General features: G+C 35.3%; 13 protein-coding genes and 1 tRNA gene. 6 read left to right on the top strand and 8 right to left on the bottom strand.

Annotated elements, in window-relative coordinates; translation table 11 throughout:
• The first annotated feature begins 26 nt into the window (after positions 1-26).
• Positions 27-1,052 carry a LacI family DNA-binding transcriptional regulator gene (locus OC533_RS08480; RefSeq protein ID WP_003764514.1) on the top strand — a complete coding sequence of 342 codons (1,026 nt, stop codon included), beginning with the start codon at positions 27-29 and terminating at the stop codon, positions 1,050-1,052.
• A 21-nt stretch (positions 1,053-1,073) separates the two neighbouring features.
• Positions 1,074-1,146: transfer RNA gene (locus tag OC533_RS08475), tRNA-Val, on the top strand.
• 45 nt (positions 1,147-1,191) lie between these two features.
• Here the strand turns inward: OC533_RS08475 and OC533_RS08470 are convergent.
• Both OC533_RS08470 and OC533_RS08465 read right to left on the bottom strand, forming a co-directional pair.
• Positions 1,192-3,186 carry a hypothetical protein gene (locus tag OC533_RS08470; protein WP_003772733.1) on the bottom strand — a complete coding sequence of 665 codons (1,995 nt, stop codon included), beginning with the start codon at positions 3,184-3,186 and terminating at the stop codon, positions 1,192-1,194.
• 180 nt (positions 3,187-3,366) lie between these two features.
• On the bottom strand, positions 3,367-3,909 hold the full coding sequence (locus tag OC533_RS08465) for a GNAT family N-acetyltransferase (RefSeq protein WP_070752156.1): 543 nt from the start codon (positions 3,907-3,909) through the stop codon (positions 3,367-3,369).
• Positions 3,910-4,063: 154 nt separating this feature from the next.
• On the opposite strand from OC533_RS08465, the gene OC533_RS08460 reads away from it, so the two are divergent.
• Entirely contained in the window at positions 4,064-5,476 is a 1,413-nt protein-coding gene (locus OC533_RS08460; protein WP_194323868.1) for an MFS transporter, read from the top strand.
• Positions 5,477-5,536: 60 nt separating this feature from the next.
• Here OC533_RS08460 and OC533_RS08455 read toward each other — a convergent pair whose 3' ends face one another.
• The 6 genes from OC533_RS08455 to OC533_RS08430 all read right to left on the bottom strand — a co-directional run bounded on the left by OC533_RS08455 (position 5,537) and on the right by OC533_RS08430 (position 8,795).
• Complete coding sequence (locus tag OC533_RS08455; protein WP_160464666.1) at positions 5,537-5,998, bottom strand: ASCH domain-containing protein; 462 nt, start codon at positions 5,996-5,998, stop codon at positions 5,537-5,539.
• A 54-nt stretch (positions 5,999-6,052) separates the two neighbouring features.
• Positions 6,053-6,673, bottom strand: coding sequence for an RNA-binding cell elongation regulator Jag/EloR (gene jag / locus OC533_RS08450; protein WP_070752151.1), 621 nt, complete (start codon positions 6,671-6,673; stop codon positions 6,053-6,055).
• Entirely contained in the window at positions 6,670-7,533 is an 864-nt protein-coding gene (gene yidC, locus OC533_RS08445) for a membrane protein insertase YidC (RefSeq protein WP_262265246.1), read from the bottom strand. Before yidC ends, jag begins: the two co-directional genes overlap by 4 nt.
• 40 nt (positions 7,534-7,573) lie before the next feature.
• Positions 7,574-7,933 (bottom strand): ribonuclease P protein component, encoded by a 360-nt coding sequence (gene rnpA / locus OC533_RS08440; RefSeq protein WP_003759421.1) that lies wholly within the window; start codon positions 7,931-7,933, stop codon positions 7,574-7,576.
• An 89-nt stretch (positions 7,934-8,022) separates the two neighbouring features.
• On the bottom strand, positions 8,023-8,157 hold the full coding sequence (gene rpmH / locus OC533_RS08435) for a 50S ribosomal protein L34 (protein ID WP_003718062.1): 135 nt from the start codon (positions 8,155-8,157) through the stop codon (positions 8,023-8,025).
• Positions 8,158-8,324: 167 nt separating this feature from the next.
• The gene (locus OC533_RS08430; RefSeq protein ID WP_033533736.1) at positions 8,325-8,795 is read right to left on the bottom strand and encodes a hypothetical protein; all 471 of its coding nucleotides are present in this window, start codon (positions 8,793-8,795) and stop codon (positions 8,325-8,327) included.
• Between the two features lie 507 nt (positions 8,796-9,302).
• Between OC533_RS08430 and dnaA the strand changes: the two genes are divergently transcribed.
• The 3 genes from dnaA to OC533_RS08415 all read left to right on the top strand — a co-directional run bounded on the left by dnaA (position 9,303) and on the right by OC533_RS08415 (position 13,449).
• A complete protein-coding gene (gene dnaA, locus OC533_RS08425) occupies positions 9,303-10,658 on the top strand; it encodes a chromosomal replication initiator protein DnaA (RefSeq protein ID WP_003759425.1) in 1,356 nt (451 codons plus the stop codon).
• A gap of 193 nt (positions 10,659-10,851) precedes the next feature.
• On the top strand, positions 10,852-11,997 hold the full coding sequence (dnaN, locus tag OC533_RS08420; protein ID WP_003772721.1) for a DNA polymerase III subunit beta: 1,146 nt from the start codon (positions 10,852-10,854) through the stop codon (positions 11,995-11,997).
• A 108-nt stretch (positions 11,998-12,105) separates the two neighbouring features.
• Complete coding sequence (locus tag OC533_RS08415; protein ID WP_033533735.1) at positions 12,106-13,449, top strand: MATE family efflux transporter; 1,344 nt, start codon at positions 12,106-12,108, stop codon at positions 13,447-13,449.
• Positions 13,450-13,603 lie beyond the last annotated feature (154 nt).

Raw genomic sequence — 13,603 nt, 5'->3', positions numbered from 1 at the left:
GAAACAATAGAGAAAGGAAGATTACCTTGGCAGCTACCATTTATGACATAGCAAAACACGCGGGAGTTTCAAAATCAACGGTATCCAGAGTACTAAACAATCAAGCTAATATTTCCAAAGAATCAAGACAAAAAGTATTAGAAGCGATTGATGAACTCAACTACCAGCCCAGCAAACTAGCTCGCGCACTTACTTCTTCAGGCTTTGATGCTATCATGGTTATCTCAAATCGCTCCACAACCACAACAACAGGAAATCCATTTTTTTCCGAAATAATTCAATCCATTTCCACTCAAGCTGAGTTGGAAAATTTCGACCTTATTCTTCAGACCGCCAAAAACAGCGAAGACGAACTCAAAAAATGCCTCTCAAAAATCCAAGAAAAAATGATTAAAGGTATAATTATGCTAAGTTCCCCGGCTGATGAAGATTTTTTCCATCAATTAGACCCGTATAATATCCCCATTGTCGTTACCGGAAAAGTAGAAGGACATTACAAAAATATTTATTCCGTTGACACAGACAATTTTGGTGATAGTTATGCTCTAACTAAACATTTAATCAAGCAAGGTCATAAGAAAATTGCTTGTATCCACGCGCCACTTGATTATCATGTTTCGATTGATCGCCTTGCTGGTTTTCGAAGCTGCCTATTTGACCACCAATTAGACCTTCGCAATGACTGGATTATTGATAGCGGTTATAGCATTGAAGACAGTTACAAAGCCGCATTACGCCTAATGGAAAGCACCGATAAACCAACCGCAGTTTTCGCAACCGACGATTTAAAAGTACTTAGTATTTATAAAATGGCAGCCGATAAAAATTTACAAATACCTGCAGATTTTTCTGTCATCGGCTATAATGATAAAGTAGCATCATCTTTCTTGTCACCGCCACTTACTTCTATTGATATACCAATTAATAAACTAGGAAAAAAAGCGACTAACTTATTATTTCGCTTAATCCACCAAGATAAAAACGTACCAAAAACAACCATCATTAAAACCGAAATGATTGAACGTGAATCCATTCAGAAAATAAACGATTAAGCTTATTTTCTGAGTTTACTTGGTCCTGTAGCTCAGTTGGGAGAGTATCACCTTGACATGGTGGGGGTCGCTGGTTCGAGACCAGTCGGGACCATTTATAAAAAAGCACCCCTTATAGAAAGGGATGCTTTTTTTACGTTTATTTAAATAGCTTACCTAATTTCTTAAACAGACCATCTTCAATGATATCAATACCAATTCCCCAGTTACTATCTAGAACTTTTTTATTAGCTTTAATATATTCTTCTAAATCTTTCCCAGAAATAGTAAGGTTGTGATATGGACGATACTCTAAATAACACGAAGCACCGTTTTTGTGAATTTTCTTCGTCACACGATGATTTAAATACTTAGACTTGATGTCACATTCTTGACGTGTATAGGAATCCGTCTGATCTATCGAGTGGTCAGTCGTTAAATGAATCTCCATTTTGATGATATTTCGATCAACCCAATACGGGAAATCTTTATGGAAATGTTTTTCCGCGCCATCATCAATAAAATTACCCCAACTCCAAAAATGTAAAAAGCGTTTTTTGTTTTCTACAATATATGGGTCAGTTATTGTTGCTTTATAAACTAGCGAAATCTCATTCATTTCCTTATTATCTTCCACAATTTGAATGGACGTGTTATTAAAGTGCTTATCAATCTCATTTTCTTCATATTTTTTATATAAAGTCATATTGCTATAAATCGCGAAGTTATAGCGATTAACAATATCTTTATTTGATTCATTTTTAAACATTTCACGTGATCCGTTTGCCATTCCACCGCGTAATTTTCTTTCAAAAACAACCTCGGCTTCATTTCCTTTAACATCACATCGGAAAATTTCTTCAACAGAAGGCGTTCTATCTTGAAAAGGCTCTTGTTTTTGTAATTCGGTTCCTGGTTTAATTTCCAAATAATACATGAAACTATTTCTTTGGCGGTTAGCTAAAAAGCCTTGGTCACTACTCATTGTGGCATCAATAAAATAAACTTGATTATCATCTGTTACTTTTAAAATCGCATGGTTAAAATTAAATGGTGACGGCGTATAAACCGGTAAAAAGACATCACTGCCATAATTAACCAAAATCAGCTCTGAATCGACTTCTAAATAATCTAAAATAACTTTTAAAAGAACCGTTTTCGCCTTGCAATCACCTTGTTTCGTCTGATAAGTTACTTCTGCCGCTTGAGGCTCATGTCCATCCATTTCCGTTTCATTATACAAATAGTATATTTCTTTTTGAACAAAATCAATCGCATGCCTAATTTTATGTTTTAAAGAAGGTAATGCATCTAATTCGGAAACCAAATCACCAGCAAAACTGGCTAAATCCACTTGATAGAATTTCTGATAAACGTCACTGATTGCTTTGGTAATTTCTGGATAAGTCTTTTCAGTAACAAAATCAATAAATGGCGTAAGTTCAAACTCTTTTGGATCATTTCCAATATAGTCTTCTTTTTCGATTGTATAAGATTGGCTATTTTCAATAATAACTTTTTCTTTATCTAAAATTGCCCCTGCTTCATCGCGGAAATAATGGAAATTCGTTTCTAAATTCTGTCCTGTCTCGTTCTTCAATTCAAAACGATACTTTCCGTAAGCCCAGTATGAATTTGGAGCCGAATAAATCCAGCGGAAAAATTGGTTACGAATGCTGCTTTCTTCATATTTACGTTCAATAGTTGTTTCAATTAAGAAAATATCATTTAAATGTAAATCACGAATTAGAACCGTTACTTTTTTCTCATCATTAAAACTAGCTTGATTTTCATCACGAACATAATCCAAGACTTTCACATTAATATCATTTATTTTATCAATAACTTTACCGTCGCGAATGACGGACAGAGTGTGTATATATAACACTTCATCTTCTGCCAAAATAAAATTGGTTTTTGCAGCGGAGTTGAGCATATTAGGATCATTCAAAGTATAAGCCATAGAAGTATAACTTTCCCGTGAATTCGTTTTAGCCGTTTCTACAATATCGCACCAAAAACAATAATCCCGTTCTTGGGCAATTTGAGCATTATAAAAATCTGTATCTTGGGTATCTAACCAAGAAGAAATGTTTTCTTGCTTTGTTTCAGGAGAGCTTAATTCAGGTTTTATAAAATAATATTCTTTTGTCATTGGATAATCTCCTTGAGTTTGTATTTTTTATAGCTCCTTTTATTTTAGCAATAACTAAATATAATAAACAAGAAATAATCTTATATGATTACTATCTTTCCATTTTTTAGTAAAAAATTCGACACATTTATCATTCTTATGTACAAAAAAAGAGCTCTATACAGCGCTCTTTAAATGTAGCTATTTACCTGTATCTAACCAAGAAAATAACTTCAAACTTTGATATTCCGTGCCAATTTTTTCATAATCTCTAAGTAATCCTTCTTCTAAAAAACCAAGCTTCTCTAGCAAAGTAATTGACGCCTCATTTCTCGGGTCTACTTTTGCTTCAATCCTGTGTAATTTAAAGGATTCTCTTCCCCATTCCATCAAGGCTTTTACAGCTTCTGTAGCATATCCTCGTTTCCAGAATCGTGTCCCTAAATCATAAGCGATTTCTGCTCGGTGATTTTCATGATCAATATAGTTAAAGCCACATGTACCAATAATTTCTCCTGTTGCTTGCAAAATAATTACACATCTAAGTGCTTTTCCTTCTATCTCTAGTTGCCTTAGCATCCGAATCATTTCTTCTACAGGCTGTAAACTTTGGAAAGGCTCAATGTTCATATATCTAGTAACTGAATCATCTGACCAGTATCCAAATAAAATTTCCGTATCAGCCAACGTCATTTCACTTAAAAAAAGTCGTTCGGTTTTTATCATTTGTTTACGATTTTCCATACGTTTACCCCCGTATTGTTAATAAAAAAAGCTTATCAAATCTTGCCCTCAAAGTAAAATGTTTCACGTGAAACATTGGCTCTTTCTTTAATATAGTAACGTTTAGGTTTATAATGAAAAATATCTCAAAAAGCTTCAAAAAGGAGAATGATTCATGGAACAGACGGATAAACGTAAAACTTTAGCACTTATTTCAATAATGCTTGGAGCTTTTATTTCATTATTAGATACAACCATCGTTAATGTGGCTTTGCCTGATATTACGACAGCCCTACATGCTACAAGCGAAACAATTGAGTGGGTTATTTCAGGTTATGCTCTTGCATTTGGACTTGTACTTATTTTAGCGGGACGACTTGGGGATAAATTTGGTCGGAAAAACATATACATTATCGGGATTACCCTATTTCTAATTATGAGTGTTACTGCCGGTTTTGCGGCTTCGGAAAATAGCCTAATTATTTCCCGGGTAATACAAGGTCTTGCTGCCGGGTTATTTTTCCCGCAAATCAATGCGACGATTATGGATATGTATTCCGGAAAAAGCCTTGGGAAAATTTTCGGGATTCTTGGCTCAGTTATTGGTGTTGGTACTGCCATCGGACCTCTTACAGGAGGACTTTTAATTGAACTGTTCGGCACTACAAACGGTTGGCGCGCAGTTTTCTTCGTTAACGTACCTTTTGTGTTAGTAACACTCGTCCTAGCAATGCTTTATCTTCCTAAAAGAACCGTCTCCACGAAAAAAATCAGCTTTGATTTGCCTGGAGTTGGCCTACTGACAATCGCACTTTTACTATTACTTTTCCCACTTATTTCAAATGGTGCAAATGATTTCAAACCAATAGATTACCTTTTAATGGCGCTTTCTATTCCACTCTTCATCATCCTTTATAAATGGAGTGTTTACCAAGAAATGAAAGGCAATCAACCATTAATTGCGCCAAACTTACTTAAAAACAATCAATTTGTCTCAGGAATGCTCTTATCACTCGTATATTTTGCTGCATTTACTAGTATTTTCTTCGTTCTATCGCTAACTTGGCAAACTGGTTTCAATCGTTCAGCTATTTTATCTGGGCTTGCAATTAGCCCCTTTGCATTAGGTAGCGTACTGGCAGCGTCTAATAGCTATCGATTTATACCGTTACTAGGAAGAAAACTGTTAATGCTTGGGGTCTCGCTCGTTATTGTCGGTCTTGGCACCGTTTCTATAGTTTTCCATCTCAATGACGGCGCTTTTTCTGCTTGGCTCTTATTCCTACCACTTTTCATTGCAGGGCTTGGCAGTGGTTTAACTATTGCACCATTGAATAGTTTTACCCTTTCCACCGTGACTGGGCTAGATCGTGGCGGAGCTAGTGGTATGTTTAATACAGCGCAACGAATTGGTTCGTCCTTTGGGATTGCAGTTGTTGGATCAGTATTTTTCCGCACTCTCGGTAATACTACAGCCACCTCAAAAGCAAGTGCCTTTTCCGATAGTTTGCAAATGAGTATGTACGTTAATATTTTTCTACTCGTAGTTTGTTTCCTACTTATATTCCGTTTACCAAAAAATATTTAGAAAAAGAGACATGACTTTGCGTTAAAGTCATGTCTCTTTTAATGTTTCACGTGAAACATTCTATTTATAAACAACCTCAAATTCTTCACAAACCACTAGAGCATCTTCTTCAAATGGAATTCCAAGCTCGTCGCATTCATTAGTGAAAAAGGATGTATGTACTTCTCGCCAATATTCTAGAGTTCTGTCACCTTCTCCTTCCAAATAAGCAAACGTTTCAGGTACTTCATTAAAAGGCATAATTGTTACGTTTATTAATTTGATAATTCCTATAGCTTCTTCTTCTCCATCTAAAAGTACAACATGGGAGCCAACAGACGGCATCGTTTCTCCGCCTTGATCATACCAATAGAACAAGCTGCTCGTACCGGTTTTTATCCCATCCATAACAAGCCCACCAAGTTCATTTGCCATCTGAGCAGAGTTACCAAATGCCCATGCCTCAAATTTATTGGAAATCATCGGGTGTTCTGTCCGGTATTTCTGCCACATTTCATTAACTGAATCCTTATAAATCGCCATTTAAGTCTCCTCCTAAAAAAAGACTGAGGTTCGTTAAAACCTCAGTCTAAGAATTTATTTTCGAACTGGCTTAATCACAATATAACGGTAAGGATCGCGTCCTTCAGAATGTGTTTCAATTTGTTCATTCTCGCTTAAAATAGCATGAATAATTTTTCTTTCAAAAGAAGGCATTGGTTCTAAATGAACAGCGCGCTTCGTTTTAAGAGCTTTATCCGCCATTTTATTTGCTAAAAGTACTAACGTTTCATGACGTCTTTCACGATAGTCCCCTACATTAACAATAATGTTTTTGTATTGGCTCGTTGTTTTATTAGCAATTAATTGTGTTAAGTATTGAAGTGCATTAAGAGTTTGTCCATGTTTGCCAATTAGCATTCCTAGACTTTCACCTTTAATTTGCAACTTCACGTCTTTACCAACTTCTTCTACATCAATCGTGATTACTGCACCCATCTTGGTAGCAACATCTAAAAGATAATCAATCGCTACTTGGATACCATCTTCTTTTTCAATTACTTTTACCATAGCTAGTCTTGAACCAATTCCGAAAATACCTTTTTTACCTTCGTCTAGAACTTCTACTTCGACCTTGTCGCGTGTTGTTTCTAAAGTCGCTAATGCATTTTGGATTGCTTCTTCAACATTTGAGCCTTGCGCAGTTATATCTCTCACTTTCTTTTCTTACCTCCTTTTTTGGAAGCTTTCATGTTAGCTGCTTTTTTCTTCAAACGTTCTTCTTCAAGTTGAGCAACCGCCAGCGCCTCCTGTTCACGTTTGTTTTTAAAAGGATTATTTATTAAAAGTGTTTGGAATACGGTGAAAATGTTACCGATAATCCAGTATAGAGCAAGTGCAGAAGGTAATGTGATACCCATAAATAGAATCATTACTGGCATGATATAAACAATCATCGCCATTGATTTATTTTGCTGTGTTTGCCCCATCATAGAAATTTTTGATGATAAGAATGTTGTTAGTGCTGCTACGATTGGTAAGATATAATATGGATCTGGATTTCCCAGCTGCATCCATAAGAATGTATCTGTTTTAATTTCAGCAGTTCTACTAATCGCTTGGTAAAATCCTAGTAAAATAGGCATTTGTATCAATAATGGTAAACAACCCATCATTGGATTTACACTATTTTCTTGATATAGGCGCATTGTTTCTTGTTGTAATTTTTGTTTTGTTTCATTATCTTTAGACGAGTATTTTTCTTGTAGTTCTTTGATTTTCGGTTGTAAGCTGGTCATAGCTTTTTGGCTTTTCAGTTGTTTGATCATTAAAGGCATAATTAGTAGTCGAATTAAAATTGTAACGACAATAATTCCGACTGCATAATTTCCCCCGAATAAATCGGAAAACCATGTAATAACCCAAGATAACGGAAACACGATGTAGTGACTCCAAAATCCAGTTGAATCTTTTGTAATTGGATCAGTTGAATAGCCACAACCCGAAAGTACAGCTACTAATCCGATTACAAGACTTGCGATGAGCAACTTCTGTTTGAATCGCTTTTTCTTCTTCAAATTGATGTAACCTCCAATTTCGCCTTTTTCAAATTTCCACTCATTTTGAATTGTTTGGTTTTTGTTTTAAAACACGCCCTACTTTTAAAACATGAATCAAACTTTTCTTAACTTCATGAAAATCCATATTGGCCGCCGGTTTTCTGGCGATGATAATATATTCATTTTCAGGATTGATTTGGCTTTCTAGCTCATGGAAAGATTGTCTTATGTATCGTTTGATTCTATTTCGGCAGACAGCGTTTCCAATTTTTTTACTAACGGATAAACCAATTCGAAAATGACTTGCTTCTTCTTGCTTTAAAGTATAAACAACAAATTGACGGTTAGCAAAAGATTTTCCTCTTCGGAATACTTTTTGGAAATCGTCATTTTTTTTAATTCTATATTTTTTTTTCATACATTCTCCATCTTCTTACATATCTTAGTATAAGGCCGTTTGACTCAGAGATTTTTCAAAAAAAAAACCACTGAGTCGTTTTCAGTGGTCTACGCAGATAAAACTTTTCTTCCTTTACGACGACGACTTGCTAAAACTCTACGTCCGTTTTTAGTACTCATACGCGTACGGAAACCATGCACTTTTTTTCTTTTACGTTTACTTGGTTGATATGTTCTTTTCATTAATTACACCTCCCATGAAAGGGTCCAATCGAATTTATCTATTAGACAGTCTTAGATATTGTACGTGAACTGGTCATTTTTGTCAATACTATTTAGACGAATTTCTATTTAGACTCCGTTCACTATCATATCATATTTTTATAGAGAGAAAAACCATTTTTCTAAATTTATTGTGTCAAATAGATATATTTTTCTCTAGTAGTATCCGGAATAGCTATTTTACGTCCAGAAACCTCTACTAAATATCGCGCAAACTCACCAATTTTCTCAAATTCAGCAGGATATTCAAAAATTAGTTTTTCCTCTATTAAATAATTATCGACATAATGGCTCGTTTCAGGCTGAAAAGATAGAAGTCCTTCTATAAAACGAATTACTTTGGTAAATTTCGGAATTTCCTGTTCTTCTTCTAAATCGGTAAAGTGAAAAAACATCGTGTAAACATGATTTTTTTTTATATTTACGGAAAAAGCTTCTTTATTTATATTACTTTTCGCAAATACTTTAAAATCATCAATTTCTGCTGGTTCCCGTTTGTCGTGAATAAGTAAATAACCAAACACGTCATCAATGTTCCCGTTTTGTATAACTCGATAAAACTCTGTATCTCTTGTTTTCAAAAGCCGTTGAAATATCATTTTTCACAACCTCATCTTTTGTCTTTTTTTTTCGTATTCTGCTAAATAGTTTAACACATTGTCGCAATGAAATCCTTTCCCAGAAAGTGTGGATAAGTAGTTAATAACGGCTTTTTATTGTGGATAACCTTTTATTTAAGTTTAAACTTATACACAATTAGTGGTTATTTACACACATTGACTTGTGGATAATTAATTCTAACAATTTCGTTACAGATTTCTTTACACACAAGTTATACACAAGTTAACTGGCTGTGGACAACCGTTTTTCACATCTGGACAGTTTTGTGGATAGATTTTGTAAGTCCTTGCTATCAGAGTGATTTTCTGATATTATAATTCCTGTCGAATAGAAATATAGCTGGGGAAAAATAAAGTTATCCACAATACATTTTCACTTTGTGGATAATTTTTTAACAGTGTTTGGATAACCTTATCCATGGCTTTTTCTATCTGTGGATAACTTTAGAGCATCCATTTACATTACATAAAAAAGGGGGGTTACTAGTGCAATCAATTGAAGACATCTGGCAGGAAACACTGCAAATCGTCAAAAAAAATATGAGTAAACCTAGTTACGATACATGGATGAAATCAACAACCGCTCATTCACTTGAAGGTAACACGTTTATTATTTCAGCGCCCAATAATTTTGTACGCGATTGGTTAGAGAAGAGCTACACACAATTTATCGCTAACATTTTGCAAGAAATAACTGGTCGCTTATTTGATGTCCGCTTTATTGATGGCGAGCAGGAAGAAAACTTTGAATACACTGTGATTAAACCAAATCCAGCGTTAGATGAAGATGGTATTGAAATTGGAAAACATATGCTTAATCCGCGTTATGTTTTTGATACATTTGTCATTGGTTCAGGGAACAGATTTGCCCACGCAGCATCACTTGCAGTAGCCGAAGCACCAGCAAAAGCGTATAATCCGCTTTTCATTTATGGCGGAGTTGGCCTTGGTAAAACACATTTAATGCACGCAGTTGGCCATTACGTTCAACAACATAAAGATAATGCCAAAGTAATGTACCTTTCCAGCGAAAAATTCACTAATGAGTTTATTAGCTCCATCCGAGATAATAAAACCGAAGAATTCCGTACAAAATACCGGAATGTTGACGTCTTACTTATTGATGATATTCAATTTTTAGCCGGTAAAGAAGGAACGCAAGAGGAATTTTTCCATACATTTAATACGCTTTATGATGAACAAAAACAAATTATTATTTCCAGTGACCGACCACCAAAAGAAATTCCTACACTGGAAGATCGGCTTAGATCCCGCTTTGAATGGGGCTTAATTACTGATATTACGCCACCAGACTTAGAAACACGGATCGCCATTTTACGTAAAAAAGCAAAAGCAGACGGACTTGATATTCCAAATGAAGTCATGCTATATATTGCAAACCAAATTGATTCGAATATTCGCGAGCTAGAAGGTGCACTCATTCGAGTAGTTGCTTATTCTTCCCTCGTTAATAAAGATATAACAGCTGGTCTTGCGGCTGAGGCTTTAAAAGATATTATCCCCTCTTCTAAATCACAAGTTATTACGATTAGTGGGATTCAAGAAACAGTGGGCGAATATTTCCACGTTCGTTTGGAAGATTTTAAAGCAAAAAAACGGACGAAAAGTATTGCATTCCCGCGCCAAATCGCAATGTATCTTTCAAGAGAACTTACAGATGCCTCATTACCAAAAATCGGTGATGAATTTGGTGGACGAGATCATACAACCGTCATCCATGCACATGAAAAAATATCGCAACTACTAAAAACCGATCAAGTGTTGAAAAATGACCTTGCTGAAATTGAAAAAAATTTAAGAAAGTCACAAAATATGTTTTAATAGACCTGTGTACAATGTGGATAACTGGAACATACTTACCCACAAGTTATCAACATGTGGAAAACTTTATGTCGCATGGCTTAAAACATACTTATCCACAAATCCACAGTGCCTATTACTATTACTACGATTTTTTATTAATTAATTAAAGGTTTTTGAGGTTTTACAAAATATAAAAAAATGGGGGATACTCATGAAATTTGTTATTGAGCGTGATCGTCTTGTCCAAGCAGTCAATGAAGTTACTCGTGCCATCTCTGCAAGAACAACGATTCCAATTTTAACGGGGATAAAAATAGTCGTAAATGATGAAGGTGTTACTTTAACTGGTAGCGATTCTGATATTTCCATTGAAGCATTTATTCCATTAATCGAAAATGATGAAGTAATTGTAGAAGTAGAAAGTTTTGGTGGTATCGTCCTTCAATCCAAGTACTTCGGTGATATTGTTCGTCGTTTACCTGAAGAAAATGTCGAAATTGAAGTTACTACAAATTATCAAACTAACATTAGTTCTGGCCAAGCTTCCTTTACACTAAACGGCTTAGATCCAATGGAATACCCTAAATTACCAGAAGTTACAGATGGTAAAAATATTAAAATTCCTATTAATGTCCTTAAAAACATTATTAGACAAACTGTTTTTGCTGTTTCTGCTATCGAAGTTCGCCCAGTGCTTACAGGTGTTAACTGGATTATTAAAGATAACAAACTTAGCGCAGTTGCAACTGATAGCCATCGTTTAGCATTACGTGAAATTCCACTTGAAACAAACATTGATGAAGAATACAACATTGTTATTCCAGGAAAAAGCTTAGCTGAACTAAATAAAATTTTAGACGATGCAAGTGAATCCATTGAAATGACACTCGCAAACAATCAAATCCTATTTAAATTAAAAGATTTATTATTTTATTCTCGTTTACTGGAAGGTAGTTACCCAGATACATCACGCTTAATTCCAACTGATACTAAATCAGAACTTGTCATTAATTCCAGAGCATTTTTACAAGCGATCGACCGTGCTTCCCTACTTGCTCGCGAAAACCGTAATAACGTTATTAAATTAATGACCCTTGAAAATGGACAAGTTGAAGTATCCTCTAACTCTCCTGAAGTTGGGAATGTTTCGGAAAATGTCTTTAGTCAAAGCTTTACTGGTGAAGAAATTAAAATATCCTTTAACGGTAAATACATGATGGATGCATTGCGCGCATTTGAAGGCGATGATATTCAAATCTCCTTCTCTGGCACAATGAGACCTTTCGTACTTCGACCAAAAGATGCTACTAATCCAAATGAAATTTTACAATTAATCACGCCGGTTAGAACTTACTAATCTCGCAAAAAAGCACATCCGTCTTGGTTTCAAGGCGGATTCTTTTTTTGTTATAGTACAGATTTTGAATAAAAATGTATATTTATGCAAATGGAGGTAATTCTTAGCATGATGAAAGACATGACAACAGGTAACCCGACAAAATTAATCTTTTTATTCGCGATGCCGATGTTGATTGGAAACTTATTTCAGCAATTTTATACGATGATTGATGCCGTTATTGTCGGGAAATTTGTAAGTGTAGATGCCCTTGCTGCTGTTGGGGCGACAAACTCAGTCAATTTTTTTATGATTTCTTTGATTATTGGACTTATGAGCGGTATTTCTGTCGTGGTGGCGCAGTATTTTGGTTTTAAAGATTATGATCGTTTAAAAGATGTAATTGCTACTGCAACGTATGCGGTGGTTTTTTCGGCGATTATTTTAACTATTGCTGGCGTTTTACTTGCGAAGCCACTTCTTATTTTACTTAGAACACCTGCTAATATTTTGGATGATTCTACTATCTTTTTAACCACTCTTTTTATTGGGATTTTACCGATGAGTCTGTATAACGGGATGGCCGCGATACTTCGAGCTCTTGGAAATTCGATTACACCGCTGATTTTTTTGATTTTATCGTCTTTAATGAATATTGCATTAGATTTTTTATTTGTTGTTTACATGGGTATGGGCGTTCGCGGTGCTGCGATTGCAACGGTTTTATCCCAAACAGCTGCAGCAATTGCCGTTATTTACTATGCTTATCGCCACGTGCCTTTTATGCGAATAGAGCGTGCCAAATTCAAGCTTTCTACCCCACTACTTAAAGAAATGGTGCGAATTGGGCTTCCTTCTGGTTTACAAGGATCATTTATTTCTATCGGGAATATGGCACTTCAAAGTTTAATTAATGGTTTTGGTTCGTCCGTTGTTGCGGCATATACTGCAGCGAGTCGAATTGATTCACTTACATATCAACCAGGAATTGCCTTTGGAGCTGCCTCCTCGATGTTTGCTGGTCAAAATATCGGTGCTGGAAAAATTGATCGTGTGCGCGAAGGTTTTTGGTCAGGAATTAAAGTAGTTACAGCTATCAGTATTGGAATTACAATTTTAGTTCAACTTTTCGCTCGGCAATTTTTATTACTATTTGTAGATTCTAGCGAGACAGAAGTTATTAATATTGGTGTGAGTTACTTACTTATAGTGTCGCTATTTTACGTCGTTGTAGGGATTTTATTTGTTGTGCGGGAAACGCTACGTGGTACTGGAGATGCGATGGTACCTTTAGCAATGGGGATTTTCGAGTTAGTTTCAAGGCTTGCTATCGGATTTATTTTATCCCTTTATATTGGTTATGTTGGGCTTTGGTGGGCGACCCCAGTTGCTTGGATCACCGCGACAATGCTCGGAGTATGGCGATATAAATCAGGTGCTTGGCAAAAAAAGGCAGTTATTCGGCGAAAATAACCATTTTAATAAAAAAACGCCACAGAAGCTCATATTTTCTTTTTTTTAATAAATAATATCCCCCCATTAGTTTTGCTAAAAAAAGCTGAAAAACGAATATATGAAAATATTCTTTGTATTATTAGCAAAACTTTAGTAAAATAGAAGGTAGTGA

Source organism: Listeria sp. Marseille-Q6474, from assembly GCF_946902005.1.
Lineage (GTDB): Bacteria > Bacillota > Bacilli > Lactobacillales > Listeriaceae > Listeria > Listeria innocua.
The sequence above is the reverse complement of the archived record's forward strand: the minus strand, read 5'-3'. Positions and strand labels throughout refer to the sequence as shown.

What these genes read in the sequence shown, in the direction of transcription:
- OC533_RS08470 (WP_003772733.1), bottom strand. Translation starts at nt 3,186, where the DNA reads ATGACAAAAGAATATTATTTTATAAAACCTGAATTAAGCTCTCCTGAA.
- OC533_RS08465 (WP_070752156.1), bottom strand. Translation starts at nt 3,909, where the DNA reads ATGGAAAATCGTAAACAAATGATAAAAACCGAACGACTTTTTTTAAGT.
- OC533_RS08460 (WP_194323868.1), top strand. Translation starts at nt 4,064, where the DNA reads ATGGAACAGACGGATAAACGTAAAACTTTAGCACTTATTTCAATAATG.
- OC533_RS08455 (WP_160464666.1), bottom strand. Translation starts at nt 5,998, where the DNA reads ATGGCGATTTATAAGGATTCAGTTAATGAAATGTGGCAGAAATACCGG.
- rnpA (WP_003759421.1), bottom strand. Translation starts at nt 7,933, where the DNA reads ATGAAAAAAAAATATAGAATTAAAAAAAATGACGATTTCCAAAAAGTA.
- rpmH (WP_003718062.1), bottom strand. Translation starts at nt 8,157, where the DNA reads ATGAAAAGAACATATCAACCAAGTAAACGTAAAAGAAAAAAAGTGCAT.
- OC533_RS08430 (WP_033533736.1), bottom strand. Translation starts at nt 8,795, where the DNA reads ATGATATTTCAACGGCTTTTGAAAACAAGAGATACAGAGTTTTATCGA.
- dnaN (WP_003772721.1), top strand. Translation starts at nt 10,852, where the DNA reads ATGAAATTTGTTATTGAGCGTGATCGTCTTGTCCAAGCAGTCAATGAA.
- OC533_RS08415 (WP_033533735.1), top strand. Translation starts at nt 12,106, where the DNA reads ATGATGAAAGACATGACAACAGGTAACCCGACAAAATTAATCTTTTTA.